The following is a 17,225-nucleotide window of genomic DNA, read 5'->3' on the forward strand; positions in this document are numbered from 1 at the left end:
CGAAGGGGTTCGGGACGAAGATAGGGCGCGGCCGTTCGGCGGCCATCGGGGGCCACCCCGGGGGTTCGGCGCATCGACATTAGGGATTTCGGGCCCCACCCCATTAGGGGGACTAGGGAAATTCGCCCCTGCGCGGCGATCGGCCGTGGTCAGCGAGGTGCGGACGATTTCGCCCGCTTCGCCTGTGGGGCGGGGATCCTGGCCGCTCGTTCGGAGACACGCGGTACTCCTCGGAGTGATCGTCGAAGAAACCACCCGTTGGTGTGACAACCAGGCCCGATTTCACGGCCGCCAGACATCGACGACGAACTCGCGCATCTGCTCACGGAACTTTCCGGATGGACTCGCGGCAGTGAGAAGACCCCGCAATTCGGACTCGAAAGCGCCCACGCGATCGCCGAAGAGGTGCGGTGCGGAACTCGACAACGAGAACACCGTGGCGACGACGTCGTCGATATCCCGGACGACGGCGGAGCCGGGCACCTCGATCCTCTCGGGGCCGGTGAACCCGGCGGCGCGGTAGATCTCCGTCTCCCCTGCGGCCGTGCCTTCGGGGAGGGTGCCGCGGCCCGCGCGTCGGGTTTCGCCGAGGTATTCGCGCACGAGCTCGGCGATCCGCTCGTGGGGTGGCGTCGATTCGGTCGCGCCGCCGCGGTGGGTGGTGGCGTGCACGTGGACGCAGGCACCGCCGGGCTCGAGCATTCCGCGTACCGCCGCGGCGACGCGGGGACGGTCGAGCCAGTGGAAGGACTGGGCGAACGTGACGAGCCGGAACGCGCCGAGCCCGGGCGGCAGGTCCTCGGCCCTTCCGTGGGCCCAGCGGGTGGTGGTGATTCCTTTCGCCGCGGCCAGCCGGGCGGCTTCGGCGAGCATGTCGGGGTCGGCGTCGAGGCCGACGGTGTCTTCGAAGTGGGTGGCGAGCAGCAGCGTGAGGGAGCCCGGGCCGCAGCCGACGTCGAGGAGGCGGCCGGAACCGTCGAGCCGCAGCGCGTCGGCGAGTTCGTCGGCGAGCTCCGGCGGATACGCGACGCGGCCCCTCGCGTAGTAAGCCGCGCTGCCCGAGTACAGCGATTCGTCCCACTCCCAGCCTGCCATGGCCGTGAGCCTAGGGACGGGGATCAGTGCTGCACAGGGAAATAGGTGAGCACCTCGCCCGTCGCCGGGTCGTGGTAGCCGGCGATCTCCAGGTCGGCGAACGTGCCGGACCAGGCGCCCGTGGCGGGGTCGCGCAGGACGTCGGGCGAGGACCACGCGGCGGTGCCGGCCGCGGACACGGCCTCGGGCGTCCAGTCCGGCGGGAAGTAGGTGTGGTCGACGAAGGAGAAGCGGCCGTTCTTCAGGTTGCGGTATTCGGAGGCCCTGCGCGTGATGCCCGTTTCGGCCGGGATCACGCCGGACGCGAGCAGGAAGCGGTGCAGGGACTCGAGTGCGGCGAAGAACACCTGCTGCGGCACGACGGCGCGTGGCCAGGTGCCGTAGAGGCTTTCGAGCACCACGCTGTCGCCGGTGAACGCGACGGAAGTGCCGTTGCCGAGCCAGGTCTTGGCTTCGCGCTGGGCTCGGCGGAGCAGGCCGGTGAGCTGCCCGACGGTGTGGGCGTCGGCTTGCGCGTCGGTGTAGAGGAAGGCGGCCAACGGCAGCCGGTCGGCCGGCGCCGAGATGCGCAGCCGGCGGGACTCGTCGAAGGCGAAGGCGAACGAATCACCCGTGCCGAACAAAACCATCGTGGAGCGGCTTTCTGACTGGACCGATCGGCCGGGCGGGTGATCTTTGTGCCAAAGTATCACCCGCACTGACCTGCGAAGACTTCTGTGACACGGATCGTGGCCCGGGCCGAGTTCAGCCGAGAGACCCAGCCCACGTCGCGAACCATTCACGGGGCCGCAACCCGCTGAAGCTCCGGCCGCCCGCCACCCAGGCGGGAGTGCCCTCGACGCCGTTCTCGTACGCCAGGATCGCCGAGCGGCCCACGGCCCGGTCCGCTTCGCCCGATTCCCAGGCGGCGCGGACGATCTCGGGGTCACCGCCGGCTTGCTCGGTCAGCTTGAGCAGCAGGTCGCGCGATTCGAGGTCCTGGCCTTCGCCGAAGTACGCGTTGAACACGGACGTGGCGAAGCGGTCGGCGACTTCGGGGTCGTCGAGCGTGGCGTACGCGCCCAATGCCGGCAGCGAGTAGGCGATCCGGTCCGTCCACGCGAGGGGCAGGCCCGCGGCTTCGGCCTCACGGGCGAGGAACTCGTAGGTCGGGCCGACGCGAGGACCGGCCAGGCTGCCACCGGGGCCGATCTCGGGGTGGATCTGAAGCGGGTGTTCGTTCACCACCACGCCGTGTTCGCGGAGCACCCGGTTGCGGTCCTGGGCGATGTAGCAGAAGGGGCAGAGGAAATCGAACCAGTGCTCCACGGTCGGGGTCGTGGACATCGCGGGCTCCTTCGGTTTGTTTCGATACGTTCGTGATCTGTAACGAAATAACCGGGCTCCTTAGTCCCTGGTGCTCACGGGTGCCGCGTCCGGCAATCGCGTGCGCTGTCAGGCGAGAACGGCGCGCAGCCACGCCGCGGTGGTCGCGAGGTTCACCGGGCCGTCGAACGCGGCGTCCTCGTGTCCGGCCCCGCCGAGCAGCACGAAACTGCTCCTCGCCCCGGCCCGCACGAGCGCGTCGTGCAGCGCGCGGCCCTCCTCCGGCGGCACGATGCGGTCGCGGTCGCCGTGCGCGATCAGGAACGGTGGCGCCGACGCCGAAACCCGCGTCAGCAGCGAATGCCCCGCCGGGTCGGCTCCGCCGAGGAAGTCGGCCTCGAAGTGGAACGGCAGCAGCTTCGCCTCCAGCCCGCTGCGCGCCGCCGTGGCCGCCAGGTCGGCTTGTCCGAACCAGTGCACCACGGCCTGCACAGCACTCGACTCGTCGACGTTGCCGCCGACCGTCCCCTCCAGCTCCTCATCACCCGGCGACAAAGCCAGCAGCGAACCCAGGTACGCGCCGGCGGACGCGCCCCAGACCCCGAGCCGCCCGGTCTCGAGGCCGAGGCGCGCGCCGTTCGCCCGCAGCCAGCGCACGGCGCCCTTGACGTCGTGCACCTGCTGCGGGAACACCGCACCTGGGGCCAGGTGGTAATCGACGGACACCACGGTCACACCGTGCTCCGCCAAGGGCGCCTGCCGCCGTGCGGCCTCGCCGCGCCGGTCGCCGCGGGTCCAGCCGCCGCCGTGCAGGTAGAGCACGACGGGCGCCCCCGTGGTGGGAGCGTGGTGGATATCCACCATCAGCCGGGTGCCACCGACCGTCGCGTAGACGAGATCACGGTCGACCGTCATGCCGGCTCCACCTGGTGGGTCACGGCGGCGGACTCGTAGAAGGTGACGAAGGATTCCACCGGCTCCCGCGTTGTGCGATATCCACCAAGGCGGTGGTCGTCGTCGGCATACCCGAGCGCGATTCCGCACACGACGATGTGGTCGTCCGGAATGACGAGGTGGCGGCGCAACACCGGGTGGTAATCGATGAACGAAGCCTGTGCGCAAGTGTGCAGCCCGGCTCCGCGCGCGGACAACATCAGTCCCTGGAGGAACAGACCGGCGTCCACCAGCGCACCTTGCAGTGGTGCCCGGCTCACCGTGAGAACCAGCCCCACCGGTGCGCCGAAGAAGTCGTAGTTGCGCCGGTGGTGGCCGTTGCGGCCGGCGGTGTCGCCGGCCGCGATGCCGAGCGTTTGGGAGTACAGGCCTTCACCGAAGCGACGGCGGCGCGAGCGGAACGGCTCGGGCCACGAGTCCGCCGCCGGCTGGTAGGCGAACTCGCCGGCGGCGCGGCGGCCCTCGTCGTAGGCGCGCAGCAGGTCGGCCGTCAACGCGCGCTTGGCGGCGCCTGTGAGCACGTGGACCTGCCACGGCTGGCTGTTGGAATTGCTGGCCGAGGACGACGCCAGCGCGAGCAGCCGTTCGACCTCCGCGCGCGGCACGGGCGTCGACAGGAACGCCCGGCAGCTGCGCCGCGTCGCCATCGCTTCCTCGATCGTGGACGCCGGGTTCATGGCGCTGGGCTCCCCGGGTTCAGGCCGCGGGCGGCTGGATGTCGTAGGAGATCCGGCCGGCGGGCAGGTAGAACAACGCGATCAGCGCGCCGTCCTTGACCTCCGGGTAGTGGTGGCTGCCGGGGCCGGGCGCGGTCCAGCCGGGGCCGCTCCAGCCGTTCGGGCCCATCAGCTTCGCGTCGGGGTCGAGCGGCACCACGAGGTTGAGCTCGCCGTACGGGTGCTGGTGGTACTGACCGCGGAACGGCTCGACGCTGTCCATGTACACGGCCGTGATGCTGAAGTAGTTGAGCACGTCCTGCGGGTCGGCGATGCGGCTGCGGCGGTACTTCTTGCCCTCGATCTCGATGTTGGCGGCCCAGCCTGCCTCGACGCCCTCGGTGATCATGCGCGCCAGGTCCTGGTAGAGCTCACTGTCCGGCCCGTAGCGGGTGTTGAGCCAGGACTCGAGCTCCCCGCCCGCGGTGCGGTTCTTCACCTCGTTGAGGAACGGGATGCTGCGGTCGATCAGCTCCTGGGGCGTGGTCATCGTCGACTCCGTTCGGTCCGCTGTGGTTCGGCGTTCCCGAACCGTACGTCCACATTTGATTACGGTCAAGTACTGTAACTAAACTTGCCGCATAACAACACCGTCGTGTAACGGATCGGATATGCTTCGCGGATCGGTCTTTTCTCGGCGAGGTGGAGCCATGGCGCGGACACGCGAAGCGACGGCGGACGAGCAGGTCGGCACCGAAGACGGACCCCGGCCGGGCGGGCGCCCCCGGGATGCCGCGCTCGACGAGGCGATCATCCTCGCCACGCGCCGGCGGCTCGTCCTCGACGGCTACTCCCGCATGACGATCGGCGACATCGCCACCGACGCGAAGGTCAGCCGCCCCACGCTCTACCGGCGCTGGGCCACGAAGTTCGAGCTCGTCGTCGACGCGCTCGACTACGGTTTCCGCAAGCAGCGCGACATGTACGCGTTCGACCTCAGCGGACTCGAGCCGCGCGAGGCACTCACCGAGGCCGTCCGCCGGCTCGACCCCGCGTACTTCAACCCGGACGCCATGGTGCTCATGGGCAACTTCGCGGGCGAGGCGATCCGCACGCCGGAGCTGCTCGACATCCTGCGCAAGCACGCCGTCGAGCCCCGCGTGGAGCTCGTCGAAAGTGTGCTGACACAGCTACAGGATCGGGGCGCCATACGGGACGAGATCGACAAGCACACCATCGCGACGATGTGCTTCGGCAGCTACTTCGCGGCGTTCTACCGAGGGGAAGCGAAAACGGAGATCCCCGAGGCGGTCGTCGCCGTGCTCTGGCCGGCGCTGGAGAAGAAGCCCGCGCCGCGGCGGCGGGCGTCCACTTCGGGCAAACGGTGACACGCACCCGTTCCGATCATTGACTGTAACGTAAATCGAGGCATAATCGGCTCCATGCCGCCTGTGCCCTCGATGGACGTCCACGAAGCCCTTTACACCACGCGGATGATGCGGCGCATGCATCCGGACGCGATTCCCCTGGACGTGCAGGCGCGCATCCTCGACGCCGCGATCCGGGCACCGAACGGCGGCAACACCCAGCGCTGGCACTTCCTGGCCGTGGACGATCCGGGCATCAAGGCCGAACTCGCCCCGATCTGGCGGCGGTGCCGGGAAAAGGAGTACGAGGACATCGCGGCCGGCACGTTCGCGCAACCGATCCACGACCCCGGGAACCACCGCGAGACGATGAAGCGGATCAAGAAGTCCGGGGACTTCCTGACCGACCACTTCACCGAGATCCCGCTGCTGCTGTTCGTCTTCTCCATCGACGACCACGGCGGCGCCAACATCTACCCCGCCATCTGGAGCGCGCTGCTCGCCGCGCGTTCGGAAGGGGTCGGCGGGATGCTCACCACCATGCTGCGCCTGGAGTCCGACCGGGTCATGGAGCTGCTCGACGTGCCCGAGGACGAGGGCTGGGAGCTCACGGCCATGCTCGCGATGGGGTACCCGCGCGGCAAGTGGGGCATCGCCGCGAACCGCCGCCCGGTGCACGAGGTGAGCAGCCGCAATCGGTGGGGCGGCGCGTTCGGCGTGTCCGTTCCCGAACCTCTCTGGTCCGAAAACTCACACACCTGAGTCGTCCCGCTGAGAGCGGCCCCACGGTGAGTTGCCGGGGTTCGCGTCAGCTCATTACAGTCGAGCCCGGTGACCGACCGCGCCGCCCGGAAGCCCGCCGGACGACGCGGAACCGGCTCGGCGCGTGTGCACCACGGGCGGAAATCCCGACTACGCAGGGGAAGTCTGAGCACAGTGCCCGACACCGTCACCACCCGCCGCCGCCCGCAAGGCTGGACCGACACCGACACCCGCGCCGTGGACACCGTCCGCGTGCTCGCCGCCGACGCCGTCGAGAAGGCCGGCAGCGGCCACCCCGGCACGGCGATGAGCCTCGCGCCGCTGGCGTACACGCTGTTCCAGCGCGAAATGCGCCATGACCCGGCCGACCCGCTGTGGCCGGCGCGAGACCGGTTCGTCCTGTCCGCCGGGCACACCAGCCTCACGCTGTACATCCAGCTGTTCCTCGCCGGTTACGGCCTCGAACTGGAGGACCTCCAGCAGCTGCGCACGTGGGGTTCACTCACCCCGGGGCACCCGGAGTACCGCCACACCCAGGGCGTCGAGGTCACGACCGGTCCACTCGGGCAGGGCCTGGCCAACGCGGTCGGCATGGCCATGGCGTCGCGCCGCGAACGCGGGTTGTTCGATCCCGAACCCTCGCCGGGGCAAAGCCTCTTCGACCACTTCGTGTACGTGATCGCTTCCGACGGCGACATCCAGGAGGGCATCACCTCCGAGGCGTCGTCGATCGCGGGCCGCCAGCAGCTGGCGAACCTGATCGTGTTCTACGACGACAACGACATCTCCATCGAAGACCACACCGACATCGCGCTGTCCGAGGACACGGACGAGCGCTACCGCGCGTACGGCTGGCACGTGCAGGTGGTGGAGGACGGCGAGGACGTCGCCGCGATCCAGGACGCCATCGCGGCGGCGAAGGCCGACCCGCGCCCGTCGTACATCCGGCTCCGCACGGTGATCGGCTACCCCGCGCCGACCAAGATGAACACCGGCAAGATCCACGGCTCCGCGCTCGGCGCCGACGAGGTCGCGGCGGTGAAGCGCGTGCTGGGCTTCGACCCGGAGCGGCACTTCGTGGTCGAGGACGACGTGCTGGCGTTGACGCGCGAGGCCGTCGCGCGTGGTCAGGCCTGGCGTGCGGAGTGGCAGGGCGAGTACGACAAGTGGGCCTCGGCGAACCCCTCGCGGCACGCGCTGCGGCAGCGCCTCTCCACGCGTGCGCTGCCGGAGGGCTGGGCCTCGGAGCTGCCGTCGTTCGAGGCCGGCGCTTCGATGGCGACGCGCAAGGGGTCGGGGGCGTTCCTCGACGCGGTGGCCGACGTGCTGCCCGAGCTGTGGGGCGGTTCGGCCGACCTCGCGGAGAGCAACAATTCCACGATGACGGGCGCCGACTCGTTCGGCCCGGTCGCGGCTGCGACGAAGATGTGGGCCGCCGAACCGTACGGGCGGACGCTGCACTTCGGCATCCGCGAGCACGCGATGGGCGCCATCCTCAACGGCATCGCGCTGCACGGCGGCACCCGGCCGTACGGTGCGACATACCTCGCGTTCAGCGACTACATGCGCCCAGCGGTGCGGCTGGCGGCCCTGATGCGGCTGCCGGTGGTGTACGTGTGGACGCACGACTCCATCGGAGTCGGCGGCGACGGGCCCACGCACCAGCCGATCGAGCACCTCTCGGCGCTGCGGGCGATTCCGGGCCTGAACGTGGTGCGTCCGGGCGACGCGAACGAGGCCGTCGCGGCGTGGCAGGCCGCGATCGAGGACGTCGATCACCCGACCGCGCTCGCGTTGACCCGGCAGCCGGTGCCGGTTCTGCCGGGTACCTCGGCCGAAGGCGTCGCTCGCGGTGGCTACGTGCTGGCGGAGGCGTCGAACGGTGCGCCTGAGCTGGTGCTGATCGGGACCGGCTCGGAGCTGCAGCTCGCCGTTTCGGCGCGGGAGCGGCTGGAGGCCGAGGGTGTGCCGACGCGCGTGGTTTCGCTGCCGTGCTTCGAGTGGTTCGCTGCGCAGGACCAGGCTTACCGTGATTCGGTGCTGCCGCCGTCGGTGAAGGCGCGAGTCGCGGTGGAGGCCGGGATCGCGTTGCCGTGGTACCCGTTCGTGGGTGATTCCGGCGAGATCGTTTCGATCGAGCACTACGGCGCTTCCGCCGACTACGCGACGCTGTTCCGCGAGTTCGGGTTCACGCCCGAGGCCGTGGTGGCCGCCGCCCGGGCAACGCTGGCCAAGGTGGCCCGATGACCACGCCCGGCCGGGACGACAAGGTTTTCGCAATTCACGTCATCCCGGCCGGGTCACCCCGACCCGGCGCGGGGCCGGCTCGAACGGGTGGGTGACATGGGCACGACTTCACACGCGATCACCGATCGCCTCGCGGCGCTTCTCGACGAGGAACACGACCTCCGCACCCGCGCCATGCACCACGGCGGCGGCCTCTCCCCCGACGAACAGGCGCGCCTGACCGAACTCGAGTCCGAACTGGACGCGGTCTTCCGCCTCCTCCAGCAGCGCCGCGCCCTGTCCGTCTTCGACAACGGCGACGACGACACGGCGGACGCGTCGAACTGACCGGGTCGGACAGACCGCCTCAGTGGCTGGGCGCGTCGAGGTCGTAACGCCGCACGACGTCGTCCAGCCAGTCGGGGGTGCCGTAGGTCAGGCCGTACTTGGTGGCCAGGCGGGCGAACTCGTCGGTTTCGTGGAGGTTCTTCGCGTCGCCCAGGGTGCCCTCGGCGTGGGCGAGGAGGAGGTCGCTCAGTTCGCGGAAGTAGGTTTCGAAGCCGCCGGGGGTGATGACCTCGACGATGCGGCCCGGGGTTTTGCCGGCGTTCCACATGGCGTGCATCTCGCCGCGGGGCTTGGTGATGAAGCCGCCCGGGCCGAGGACCACTTCGGCGTCGTCGGAGCGGAAGCCGATCTCGCCGGCCAGCACGATGGAGTGCTCGTCCTCGCGGGTGTGGCGGTGGGGCGCGGTGATGGAGCCGACCGCGAACGGGTGTTCGAGGATCGCGACCTCGCCACCGTTGTTCTGGTGCGTCAGCTTGAACACCGCGCCGAACCCGGGCAGCGCCACCTGGTCCGACTCGTCCCCCGGTTGCACCACGGCGACCTTCGTCCGGTTTTCCTCGCCCACCTGGTTTTCCTCCTCGTAGTGCGCTTACAGGTCCAGCACGAGTTTGCGGCCGCAAGCCCGGCTCACGCAAGGGAAGAAGGTCTTCCCCGCCGCGCGTTCCGCCTTGGACAGCACGACGTCGCGGTGATCGGGGGTGCCCTCCAACACCCGGGTTTCGCAGGTGCCGCAGTAGCCCTCTTCGCAGTCGGACTCGAGGTCGACCCCGGCATCGCGGATGGCCTGCAGCAGGGTGGTGTCCGCGTCGGCCACGACGGTCAGGCCGGACTGGCGGAGTTCGAGTTCCACCGCGTCGTCCGCGGCCTCGTCAGGAGAAGGTGCGGCCGCGGCGAAGTGTTCGGTCTCGCACCGCACGCCGGCGGCCTCGCAGGCTTCGGTGACGCTGTCGAGCAAACCGGCCGGGCCACAGCAGTACACGGCCGCGCCCGGGGCCAGCCCGCCGATCAGCTCCTTCAAGTCCGGCCGTGGCTCGACCGCAGTGTCCACGAAGGACACCCGGGCTCCACAGATCGCGGCCAGCTCCGCGCGGAAGGCCATGGTGGCGGCACCGTGTCCGCAGTAGACCACCGAAAAGTCGACCCCACGCTCGGCCAGAGCCCGCACCATCGGCAACAGCGGCGTCACACCGATTCCCCCGGCGATCAGCAAGTACGACTCGGCATCCGTCAACAGGAAGTGGTTGCGCACCCGCTCGACCACCAGCTCACGCCCGACCAGCGCCGTGCCGTGGACCTCGGCCGACCCACCGCGGCCGGCGTCCTCCAGCCGCACCGCGATGTCGTAATGCAGCCGGTCGGCCGGATCCCCGCACAGCGAGTACTGCCGGCCCAACCCCGACGGCAGCTTCAGGTCGAGATGCGCACCCGGCTCCCACGCCGGCAAGGGAGAACCGCTGGAGAGCCGAAGGCCCACCACCCCCACGGCTTCCCAAGTCACGCGCGTGACCCGCAACGACAGGTCAGTAGAGGTCGAAGTACTCACGATGCTCCCAATCGGTGACCGTCCGCTCGAACCGCGCGACCTCGGCCCGCTTGATCGCGGCGTAGTACGAGACGAACTGCTCGCCCATCACCCGTCGCAGCCCGGCATCGACCTCCAACGCGTCGACGGCCGCGGACAGGTTGGCGGGCAGCCGCCCGGCGTCGGTCGTGTAAGGATCGTCGGCCGAGGGCGGCAAGGACAACTCGGCCTCGACCCCGTTCAGGCCCGAATGCAGCTGCGAAGCCATGTACAGGTACGGGTTGGCCGCCGACTCCCCCACCCGGTTCTCGATGTGCGTCGAGCCGTCCTCGGCCGAGCCGACGAGCCGGATCATCGCGCCCCGGTTGTCCCGCGCCCACGCGATCCGGTCGGGAGCCATCGAATACGGCTGGAACCGCTTGTACCCGTTGATCGTCGGGTTCGCGAACACACACGCCGCGCTCGCGTGCGCGAGCTGACCCGCGATGAACTGCTTGCCCACCAACGAAATGGCGCCCTCGCCATCTGCCGGGACGAAGGCATTGCGCCCACCGTCCGGCGAGACCAGGCTCTGGTGCAGGTGCCAGCCGCTCGACTTGCTGTCCGCGATCTGCGGCCGGCACATGAACGTCGCGTGGTAACCGTTGCGCCGCGCCACCTGCTTGACCGTGCTGCGCAACAGCACCATCGCGTCCGCCGAAGCGAGACCGGCGGCCGGGTCGAGCGTGACCTCCAGCTGGTTCGCCCCCAGCTCCACCTCGATGCTGCGCAGCTCGATCCCCATCCGCTCCAGCACCTCGCGGATTCGCCGCGTGGCCGGCTCGACCTCGTCGCCCAGGTTCTCGCTCAGCAACTGGTTGCCCTGGTTGATCGGCTCGACCGGGGTCGGCGTGGTGCAGCGGCCGATCCCGTCGTCATTGGGGAAGTGCGACGCCCGCCGGTAGAGGTGGAACTCGATCTCCAGCCCCGTCACATACGTGAACCCGGCGACGCTCGCGCGGTCCAGCGCCGTGCGGAACACACCACGGCTGCAGAACGGCACCTGCTCACCGTTCTGGAACCGCAAGTCGCACAGGATCCGCGCGATGTCCTCGGCCCACGGCACCAGGTGGAACGTCATGGGGTCCGGCACCATCACCACATCGGCCGCACCGGCCATCTCGGCAACGCCGAGCCCGCCGTCGGCGTTGAAGGCCGAGAAAACCGTGGTGCCGGACGTGTCCTTCGACAGCAGCGTCGACACACAACTCAACCCACTGCGGAACGTGGCGGCCAGCCAGCTCGCAGGGATCGTCTTGCCGTGCAGGACCCCGTGCTGATCCACAAAGGACACGCGAACCGTCCGCAGTCCCTCGGCGCCGACCTGCGCCAGGACGGCTCTCGCCGCTTCCTGCTGCTCCTCGGTCCACAGCCCGAACTTCTCGATGAACCCCATGGCCGGCCTCAGTCCCGCGCGCGATCGTAGGCGTCGGGTGACGATGAACGATCCGGCTCGACCGCCGAGCCCGGCACGCCCGCCGGCCCCGTCGCGAGCGCCGCCTGCAGCCGCGATGCCCACGGGCTCGCCTTGCGCAGGTCGGCGATCGAGCCCGCCCAGTAGTCCTCCCACTCGCCGGTGGGGCCGATGCCGTCGAGCGGGATGGGGCCGCGGCTCTCGACGTCGGCGGAGTCCTTGAGCAGCAGGTCGGGGCTGCCGCCCTCGGCGACGGTGTCGATGGCCTGCAGCGCCATCCGCCGGTAGGTGACGATCGCGCGGTCCGAGCGGCTGAGGTTCTCGCGGCTGCGGTCATAGATGAAGCCCTGACCCTCGACCGCCATCTGGTCGTGGACGTTGATGTCGCGCCCCAGCCCGGTGTAGGTCTGCGTGCGCTGCTCCTGGAAGTCGAAGCGGTAGTTGTTCGCGCGGTTGCGCACCGGCTTGTAGTCCGGGAGCGTGATGCCGTCGAGACGTTGTGCGCGCATGGTCTCGGCGTCCACTGGCTCGTCGAGGCTGGTGAACATCGCGTACCAGTAGCAGGAGACGTCGTCGATCGGCACGTGCCACTGCGTGATCGCCATGGTGGAGCTCAGCGGGATCGTGATTCCGTGCGGGAACACCTGGTGCGTGATGCGCACGTGGGTGGACGAGCCGTCGAGACCGTCCTTGTCGAGCGTGCGCAGGGCGACGATGCGCTGGCCGTATTCGGTGCGGGCGTTGAGGATCTCGGGCCGGCCGTACTCGCGCAGGATCTTCGTCATCGGCAGGTTCGTGCCGAGTGACGCGCCCCGGAACTGCTTGCCGTAGCTGTCACTCGTGTCCTCATCCTCGGCGAACCGGTGCAGGTAGGAGGCGTGCGCGGGGTCGATCCCGACCTCCAGCGCCTGCAGCCAGTTGCAGTCGAGGTAACCCTTGAACGCGAACGTGTACTCCGGCGGCGCCACGAAGCAGTCGAGTGCGGGCAGGTTCGGCGGCTCGCCGTCGCCGAGGTAGCCCCACACGATCCCGTTGCACTCCCGCACCGGGTACGAGCGGATCTTCACCTTGGCCTTGAGCTTGCTGTCCTCGGGTTCGGCCGGAGTGTCCATACAGGACCCGTTGCCGTTGAAGAGCCAGCCGTGGAAGTAGCAGCGCAGGCCGCCGTCTTCCAGGCGCCCCAGGGAAAGGTCGGCGCCGCGGTGGGCGCAGCGGCGGTCGATGAGACCCAGCGAGCCGTCGGCGTTGCGGAACAGCACGAGGTCCTCACCGAGCACCCGCAGCGGAACCACCGGACGTTCGGTGTCGAGCTCCTCGGTCAGCGCCACGGGCTGCCAGTACAGCCGCATCCAGTCGCCGCCCGGAGTGCCGGGGCCGGTCTCGGTGATCTTCCGGTTGTCGTCCGCGCGCATGGCAGCGTTCTCCTCGCGACTTCGTCGTCCAGCGTGGTGGGGGCCGGCAGTCCGTTCAGTATGTTCAATTAACGAACGCTTGGTTCTGATGTGAGCACTGTAGGCAGCCGCACCTGGTCGCCGCAAGGTCTTCGGGGGCGTTCGTGCTACATTTCGTGACAAGGTGTGCGTTAATCGAACGGAGCTGGTGGAGTGTCGAAGCTCAACGCGCGGGACGAGGCCCGCCGTGCGGCCCGCGAAGTGGACGGCACCAGCCGCTCGGACTACTCCGAAGCCCTCGAACGCGGCCTGCTCGTGCTCACCGCATTCGACCACACAGCCGAGCGGCTCACGCAGGCGCAGCTGGCCCGCAAGCTCGAACTCCCCCGCGCGACCGTGCGCCGCGCCCTGCTCACCTTGGCGCACCTGGGTTACGTCGTCGCCGACGACAAGGCCTACCGCCTGGCCCCGAAGGTGCTCACGCTCGCGTCGGCCTACCTCACGACCAACCCGGTGAGCCAGGTGCTGCAGCCGCAGTGCGACCGTCTGGCCGAGGTCTTCCAGGCCTCCTGCACCGCCGCGGTCCTCGACGGACCGGCGGCCGTGATGATCGCGCGAGCGCTGCCGCGCCACACCCTGCCGATCGGCGAGGGCATCGGGTTCCAGGTGCCCGCCGCGCAGTCCGCGCTGGGTCTCGTGCTGCTCAGCGGCCTCGACGACGAGCGCCGGCACCGCCACCTGGCCAGCCTCGCCGGTCTCGATGACGCCGGCGTGGCCGCGCTGGAGAAGAAGGTCATCGAGGTGGCGGAGGCCGGGTGTGCCTACGTCGCTCACGAGGTCGAGGCCGGGTTCCACTCCGCCGCCGTGCCGCTGCGCCGCTGGGACGGCACGCCGATCGCCGCGCTGAACATCGGGACGAGCGTGGAGCGGATCTCCGAGGCGGACATGCGGGAACGCGTGCTGTCCGTGCTGCGGGAAACCGCGGAAGAGCTGCAGCCGCAGCTCGTCTGAAGCCCCGCCTTCGTTGGGGCGATGGGACTTCCGCGTCGGCAAGCCGGACACCGGACGTGCGGGGCAATTACGTTGCAAGTGTTGACTGTAACGCAACTCCGACATACTGTCCCTCACACCGATCGCCAGGACGCCGCGTGCGCCGCTCGACTGGCCACTTCGGACACTTCCGCTTCCTTCGGAGAATCCCACCACCGTGACAAGCGACAACGCCGTCGCACCAGCGAAGGGAACCCCGTGACCACCTCGAGAACCCCGGAGATCCCGCTCCTCACCGGCACCGGACCCGAGCCGCGCTACCGGCCGGCGATGGCGTGGACGGTGCTGCTCCTGCTCGCCGTCTTCATGATCCTCAACTTCGCCGACCGCGTCTCGCTCGCGCTCGCCGCCCAGCCGCTCATGAAAGAACTGCACTTGTCGGCGTCGCAGTTCGGGTTGATCAGCAGCTCGTTCTACTTCCTCTACAGCCTCAGCGCCGTCGGCATCGGGTTCCTCGCCACGCGGCACGTGCCGTTGAAGTGGCTGCTGTTCGTGATGTCGCTGCTGTGGGCGGCCACGCAGCTGCCAGTGTTCTTCTTCGCGGGCGGCGGCGTGCTGCTCGCGACCCGCATCGGCCTGGGCGCGGCGGAAGGCCCGGCGACGGCGGTGGCCAACTCCACCGCGTACAGCTGGTTCCCGAAGCACCGCCGCGGACTGCCGACCGCGATCCTCACGTCCGGCGCGTCGCTCGCGAAGATCGTCGCGGCGCCGTTGCTGACGCTGCTCATCGTGCACTCCGGGTGGCGATCTGCATTCTTCGCGCTGGGTCTCGCCGGCCTCGTCTGGTGCGCGGTGTGGCTGTTCGCGGGACGCACTGGGCCGTTCGCGGTCACGTCCGAGGCACCCGGCAAAGTGGACCGAGCCACGCGGCGGCGCACGTTCCTCAAGGTGGCGCGAAGCCGCACGTTCATCGTGCTCCTGCTGGCCACGTATCCGATGTACGCGCTGATCTCCGTGGTGTTCAGCTGGTTCCCGTCCTACCTCGAAGCCGGGCTGGGGTTTTCGACGCTCACCTCGGGTGTCCTCTTCGGACTGCCGAGCATCATCGGCATGGTGTTCATGCTCGGTTCCGGCTGGCTGACCGACCGGCTGCTCGCGCGGGGTGTGTCCGCGCGCATCGCGCACGGCCTCGTGCCGACGCTCTCGCTCGCCGCCGGCGGGGTGCTGCTGGCCGTGCTGCCGTTGGCGGGCAGCGCGCGTTACCTCGCCTACGTCATCCTCGTCGCCGGCTATTGCCTCACGCTCGTGGCACAGCCGATCGTCTACGCGGCGATCGGCACGGCAGCCGCGCCTTCGCAGCGCACCAGCGTGCTGAGCCTGTTCATCGCCTTGCAGAGCACGTCGGGGATCATCGCGCCGTGGGCGACGGGCGCGCTGATCGACGGCGCCGGCAATCAGGTCGACGGCTACAACACCGCGTTCGTGGTGATCGGGATCCTGTGCGCGATCGGCGGGGTGTTCGCGGCGTTCTTCGTGGACTCCGGCCGTGACTCCGCGCACGACGCCTGAGCGCCCTCGCCGGTCTCGTCGGGCGAGGGCGCTCCGCGGACGGGTCAGACCCGCGCGATGAGCTTGATCTCCACGAGCTGCTCGGGGAAGGCGAGCCGCGTCGTGCCGACCAGCGTGCTGGCGACCTGCGGGTCCTCCCGTCCGTAGGCCGCCTTGCGCACGGGACCCGCCACGGCGAAGGCCGCGTCGATGTCGAGGACGTAGAGCACCTCTTCGACGACGTCGGCCAGCGTCGCGCCGAAGCGCTTGAGCAGCTCGGCGGCGTTCACATACGAGCGGCGCATCTGCTCTTCCATGGCGGAAAAGTCGGTGACGGCGCCGTTCTCGTCCACCGGCGCGGGCGCCACGAGCTGGTCGCCGTCGTGGGACAGCTGACCGGAGACGTAGATGGTGTCGCCGTGTTTCACGGCCTGGACGTAGCCGTAGATGCCTTCCCACGGGACGCCGAGGTTCTCCGTGGTCCTCTCGATCGGCTTGCTCATGGGTTTCAGCCTTCCTGCCGCGTGGACGAGTCCGAACACTACGAGCCGGCGGACCGCTCTCACCAGCCGTTTCGATGCCAGAATGGGCAAGGATCGTGCCAGTGCGAGTAGCCTGGCGACAGTTGGTTCCGGTGCGATCCGAGGAGACATCCGTTGCCCCGCACGCAGCTGGTCGTGGCGTTGCTGGCCGTGCCCCGGGTCATGGGGCTCGACTTCAGCATCCCCGCACACATCCTCGGCCGGCAAGAGGGTTACCACGTGCTCGTGTGCGGCAAGGAGACCACGGGTTCGCCGCTGGGCATCACGCCGACGCATTCGCTGGCTGACGCGCCGGAGGCCGACATCGTGATCGTGCCCGGGTACGACGAACCCGAGGTACCGCTGCCCGAGGAGTACCTCGACGTGATCCGCCTCGCCGCCGACCGCGGTGCCCGCGTGGTGGCGATCTGCACCGGCGCGTTCGCGCTCGCGGAGAGCGGCGTGCTCGACGGCAGCGAGGCGACCACGCACTGGCGCTACCTCACCGCGCTGCGCGAGCAGTATCCGGCGGTGCGCGTGCTGGAGAACCAGCTGTTCGTGGAAGACGGAAAAATCCTCACGTCGGCGGGTGCGGGTGCCGGCATCGACGCGTGCCTGCACCTCATCCGCGCCGACTTCGGCGCGGCGGCCGCCCACGAGGCCGGCAAGGAGGTCGTGGCCTCTCCCGCCCGCGGTGGGGCGCAGCCGCAGTACGTCGACGTGCTCACCGCCGCGCGCACGGATCTTTCGGCCACGCGCAGCTGGGTCATGGAGCACATCGGCGACCCGATCACCGTTCAGCGCATGGCCGAGCGCAGCAACCTGCCGCGCCGCACGTTCATCCGGCACTTCGAGCTCGAGACGGGCATGTCGCCGATGCGCTGGGTCGTGAACCACCGCATCCTCAGCGCGCGCCGGCTGCTGGAGACCTCCGACTGGCCGGTCGAGCGCATCGCGGCGGCCACCGGGTTCGGCACGGCGGCCAACTTCCGGACCATCTTCCGCCGTGAGGTGGGCACCACGCCGACCGGCTACCGGCGTACGCACAGCGTGCTCTAGTTTTCATCAACCATCTGTGTGCACTCGA

The 17,225-nt window shown here is 69.5% G+C and carries 18 protein-coding genes; 7 read left to right on the forward strand and 11 right to left on the reverse strand.

The features are described from left to right. Positions 1–282: 282 nt before the first annotated feature. The 6 genes from AB0M56_RS28135 to AB0M56_RS28160 all read right to left on the reverse strand — a co-directional run bounded on the left by AB0M56_RS28135 (position 283) and on the right by AB0M56_RS28160 (position 4,560). Complete coding sequence (locus tag AB0M56_RS28135) at positions 283–1,095, reverse strand: methyltransferase domain-containing protein (RefSeq protein WP_364180997.1); 813 nt, start codon at positions 1,093–1,095, stop codon at positions 283–285. A gap of 23 nt (positions 1,096–1,118) precedes the next feature. Continuing rightward, positions 1,119–1,724 (reverse strand): hypothetical protein, encoded by a 606-nt coding sequence (locus AB0M56_RS28140; protein ID WP_364180999.1) that lies wholly within the window; start codon positions 1,722–1,724, stop codon positions 1,119–1,121. A gap of 115 nt (positions 1,725–1,839) precedes the next feature. Continuing rightward, positions 1,840–2,421 carry a DsbA family protein gene (locus tag AB0M56_RS28145; protein ID WP_364181002.1) on the reverse strand — a complete coding sequence of 194 codons (582 nt, stop codon included), beginning with the start codon at positions 2,419–2,421 and terminating at the stop codon, positions 1,840–1,842. Between the two features lie 108 nt (positions 2,422–2,529). After that, positions 2,530–3,315: an alpha/beta hydrolase gene (locus AB0M56_RS28150; RefSeq protein WP_364181004.1), complete on the reverse strand. Its 786-nt coding sequence runs from the start codon at positions 3,313–3,315 to the stop codon at positions 2,530–2,532. Continuing rightward, the gene (locus AB0M56_RS28155) at positions 3,312–4,031 is read right to left on the reverse strand and encodes a nitroreductase (RefSeq protein WP_364181006.1); all 720 of its coding nucleotides are present in this window, start codon (positions 4,029–4,031) and stop codon (positions 3,312–3,314) included. Before AB0M56_RS28155 ends, AB0M56_RS28150 begins: the two co-directional genes overlap by 4 nt. A 19-nt stretch (positions 4,032–4,050) precedes the next feature. Further along, entirely contained in the window at positions 4,051–4,560 is a 510-nt protein-coding gene (locus tag AB0M56_RS28160; RefSeq protein WP_364181009.1) for a DUF4863 family protein, read from the reverse strand. 160 nt (positions 4,561–4,720) lie between these two features. On the opposite strand from AB0M56_RS28160, the gene AB0M56_RS28165 reads away from it, so the two are divergent. From AB0M56_RS28165 to AB0M56_RS28180, 4 genes are all read left to right on the forward strand, one after another. Then, positions 4,721–5,398 carry a TetR/AcrR family transcriptional regulator gene (locus tag AB0M56_RS28165; RefSeq protein WP_364181012.1) on the forward strand — a complete coding sequence of 226 codons (678 nt, stop codon included), beginning with the start codon at positions 4,721–4,723 and terminating at the stop codon, positions 5,396–5,398. A 54-nt stretch (positions 5,399–5,452) separates the two neighbouring features. Beyond that, a complete protein-coding gene (locus AB0M56_RS28170; protein WP_364181015.1) occupies positions 5,453–6,139 on the forward strand; it encodes a nitroreductase family protein in 687 nt (228 codons plus the stop codon). A 174-nt stretch (positions 6,140–6,313) separates the two neighbouring features. Next, positions 6,314–8,386, forward strand: a complete 2,073-nt coding sequence (tkt, locus tag AB0M56_RS28175) for a transketolase (RefSeq protein ID WP_364181018.1) — start codon at positions 6,314–6,316, stop codon at positions 8,384–8,386. A gap of 96 nt (positions 8,387–8,482) precedes the next feature. Then, entirely contained in the window at positions 8,483–8,713 is a 231-nt protein-coding gene (locus AB0M56_RS28180) for a DUF2630 family protein (protein WP_364181021.1), read from the forward strand. A 19-nt stretch (positions 8,714–8,732) separates the two neighbouring features. Here AB0M56_RS28180 and AB0M56_RS28185 read toward each other — a convergent pair whose 3' ends face one another. The 4 genes from AB0M56_RS28185 to AB0M56_RS28200 are packed head-to-tail and all read right to left on the reverse strand — an operon-like array spanning position 8,733 to position 13,100. Continuing rightward, entirely contained in the window at positions 8,733–9,278 is a 546-nt protein-coding gene (locus AB0M56_RS28185) for a cupin domain-containing protein (RefSeq protein ID WP_364181024.1), read from the reverse strand. A gap of 24 nt (positions 9,279–9,302) precedes the next feature. Then, the gene (locus AB0M56_RS28190; RefSeq protein WP_364181027.1) at positions 9,303–10,256 is read right to left on the reverse strand and encodes a PDR/VanB family oxidoreductase; all 954 of its coding nucleotides are present in this window, start codon (positions 10,254–10,256) and stop codon (positions 9,303–9,305) included. Beyond that, complete coding sequence (locus tag AB0M56_RS28195; protein WP_364181029.1) at positions 10,234–11,670, reverse strand: glutamine synthetase family protein; 1,437 nt, start codon at positions 11,668–11,670, stop codon at positions 10,234–10,236. The genes AB0M56_RS28190 and AB0M56_RS28195 overlap by 23 nt, the downstream gene beginning before the upstream one ends. Before the next feature lie 8 nt (positions 11,671–11,678). Beyond that, positions 11,679–13,100, reverse strand: coding sequence for an aromatic ring-hydroxylating dioxygenase subunit alpha (locus tag AB0M56_RS28200; protein WP_364181032.1), 1,422 nt, complete (start codon positions 13,098–13,100; stop codon positions 11,679–11,681). 192 nt (positions 13,101–13,292) lie between these two features. Here AB0M56_RS28200 and AB0M56_RS28205 point away from each other — a divergent pair, with 192 nt between their 5' ends. Continuing rightward, a complete protein-coding gene (locus AB0M56_RS28205; RefSeq protein ID WP_364181034.1) occupies positions 13,293–14,090 on the forward strand; it encodes a helix-turn-helix domain-containing protein in 798 nt (265 codons plus the stop codon). Positions 14,091–14,327: 237 nt separating this feature from the next. After that, entirely contained in the window at positions 14,328–15,638 is a 1,311-nt protein-coding gene (locus AB0M56_RS28210; protein ID WP_364181037.1) for an MFS transporter, read from the forward strand. A 44-nt stretch (positions 15,639–15,682) separates the two neighbouring features. Here AB0M56_RS28210 and AB0M56_RS28215 read toward each other — a convergent pair whose 3' ends face one another. Next, positions 15,683–16,120 (reverse strand): Rid family hydrolase, encoded by a 438-nt coding sequence (locus AB0M56_RS28215; protein WP_364181040.1) that lies wholly within the window; start codon positions 16,118–16,120, stop codon positions 15,683–15,685. Between the two features lie 153 nt (positions 16,121–16,273). On the opposite strand from AB0M56_RS28215, the gene AB0M56_RS28220 reads away from it, so the two are divergent. Then, positions 16,274–17,197, forward strand: coding sequence for a helix-turn-helix domain-containing protein (locus tag AB0M56_RS28220; protein ID WP_364181043.1), 924 nt, complete (start codon positions 16,274–16,276; stop codon positions 17,195–17,197). The last annotated feature ends 28 nt before the right edge of the window (positions 17,198–17,225 follow it).

Origin of the sequence: Amycolatopsis sp. NPDC051372, from assembly GCF_040682095.1 — a bacterium.
In the GTDB taxonomy this organism is placed as follows: domain Bacteria; phylum Actinomycetota; class Actinomycetes; order Mycobacteriales; family Pseudonocardiaceae; genus Amycolatopsis.

What these genes read in the sequence shown, in the direction of transcription:
- AB0M56_RS28135 (WP_364180997.1), bottom strand. Translation starts at nt 1,095, where the DNA reads ATGGCAGGCTGGGAGTGGGACGAATCGCTGTACTCGGGCAGCGCGGCT.
- AB0M56_RS28140 (WP_364180999.1), bottom strand. Translation starts at nt 1,724, where the DNA reads ATGGTTTTGTTCGGCACGGGTGATTCGTTCGCCTTCGCCTTCGACGAG.
- AB0M56_RS28145 (WP_364181002.1), bottom strand. Translation starts at nt 2,421, where the DNA reads ATGTCCACGACCCCGACCGTGGAGCACTGGTTCGATTTCCTCTGCCCC.
- AB0M56_RS28150 (WP_364181004.1), bottom strand. Translation starts at nt 3,315, where the DNA reads ATGACGGTCGACCGTGATCTCGTCTACGCGACGGTCGGTGGCACCCGG.
- AB0M56_RS28155 (WP_364181006.1), bottom strand. Translation starts at nt 4,031, where the DNA reads ATGAACCCGGCGTCCACGATCGAGGAAGCGATGGCGACGCGGCGCAGC.
- AB0M56_RS28160 (WP_364181009.1), bottom strand. Translation starts at nt 4,560, where the DNA reads ATGACCACGCCCCAGGAGCTGATCGACCGCAGCATCCCGTTCCTCAAC.
- AB0M56_RS28165 (WP_364181012.1), top strand. Translation starts at nt 4,721, where the DNA reads ATGGCGCGGACACGCGAAGCGACGGCGGACGAGCAGGTCGGCACCGAA.
- AB0M56_RS28170 (WP_364181015.1), top strand. Translation starts at nt 5,453, where the DNA reads ATGCCGCCTGTGCCCTCGATGGACGTCCACGAAGCCCTTTACACCACG.
- AB0M56_RS28180 (WP_364181021.1), top strand. Translation starts at nt 8,483, where the DNA reads ATGGGCACGACTTCACACGCGATCACCGATCGCCTCGCGGCGCTTCTC.
- AB0M56_RS28195 (WP_364181029.1), bottom strand. Translation starts at nt 11,670, where the DNA reads ATGGGGTTCATCGAGAAGTTCGGGCTGTGGACCGAGGAGCAGCAGGAA.
- AB0M56_RS28200 (WP_364181032.1), bottom strand. Translation starts at nt 13,100, where the DNA reads ATGCGCGCGGACGACAACCGGAAGATCACCGAGACCGGCCCCGGCACT.
- AB0M56_RS28215 (WP_364181040.1), bottom strand. Translation starts at nt 16,120, where the DNA reads ATGAGCAAGCCGATCGAGAGGACCACGGAGAACCTCGGCGTCCCGTGG.